We start from the raw sequence: 1,156 nt of genomic DNA, 5'->3' as shown, positions 1-1,156 counted from the left end.
TACGACTGTCAGTCTTTTCGCACCGGATCCCGCAAGGATCGGGTAGCCCCGGCTGAGGCGGTCTGACTCTTGCTTACGACCGACCCCGTGAGTGTCCTGGCGTTGATCTGTCGACCGCCCGGCCGGGCACGCAGCAAGCGCTGCCGCCGGACGGACGTGACCTGATAAGAGCCTGGAGCCGACTCGCCAAAGCGTCCCCGTGACAGTCCTGTCCGTCCGACCGGCGACAGCGTGAACCCCACGCTACCGACCGGAAGGAACTCCGTGCAGACCAGCGAGCAATTCAGGTCCGGGCACGTCGTGATCGGCGTCGACACGCACAAGCACGTGCACGTCGCAGCGGTGATGGACACGATCGGCGGGATCCTGGCCACCCTCACGATTCCCACCGACACCGGCGGCTTCCAGCAACTGGCCACCTGGGCAGGCTCGTTCGGCAGGATCCTCGCATTCGGGATCGAGGGAACGGGGTCCTACGGCGCCACGTTGACCTCGTTCCTGCGCAGGGCCGGTCACAAGGTGGTCGAGGCCGGACGCCCTGACAGGCGGCTGCGGCGCATGAACGGGAAGTCCGACACCTTGGACGCCGAGAACGCCGCCCGCGCCGTGCTGGCCGGGTTCGCGACGGCCACGCCGAAGACCGCCGACGGCGAGGCCGAGATGATCCGCCAGCTCAAGATCGCTCATGACCAGGCTGTTGAACAGCGTGCGACGGCGATGGTCACGATGAAGGCGATGCTTGTTCACGCCTCGGACGCCCTGCGTCGGGAGACGGCCGGCAAGACACAGATCAGCCTGGCGCGGCACCTGGCAGCTATGCGTCCTCACCGTCTGGAAGCTCCTGAGGACGCCCTTCGGCACACCCTGCGGACGCTCGCCAAGCGATGGCAGTACCTGGACGCCGAGGCCAAGGAACTGACGAAGATAATCGGCGACCTGGTCCAGCGGGCCGCCCCGCAACTGCTCGAGCCCTTCGGGATCGGCGTCGACACCGCCGCGGAGATCCTCGTCGTGACCGGCGACAACCCCGAGCGGATCAAGTCCGAGGCAGCCCTCGCTAAGCTCGCGGGCATCGCGCCCGTGCCCACCGGCTCCGGCATGACCGGCGGCAGGCACCGCATCAACCACGGCGGCCACCGCCAGCTGAACGCCGCGA

General features: G+C 67.9%; 1 protein-coding gene. It reads left to right on the top strand.

Annotated features, from left to right (window positions below):
* Positions 1 to 264: 264 nt before the first annotated feature.
* Positions 265 to 1,156: IS110 family transposase (locus ACIPSA_RS51420; RefSeq protein WP_402649264.1), on the top strand; the 892-nt coding region annotated here is incomplete at its 3' end.

The sequence above is a fragment of the Streptomyces sp. NPDC086549 genome, assembly GCF_044746205.1.
In the GTDB taxonomy this organism is placed as follows: domain Bacteria; phylum Actinomycetota; class Actinomycetes; order Streptomycetales; family Streptomycetaceae; genus Streptomyces.
This window is presented reverse-complemented; position numbering and strand designations above follow the sequence as displayed.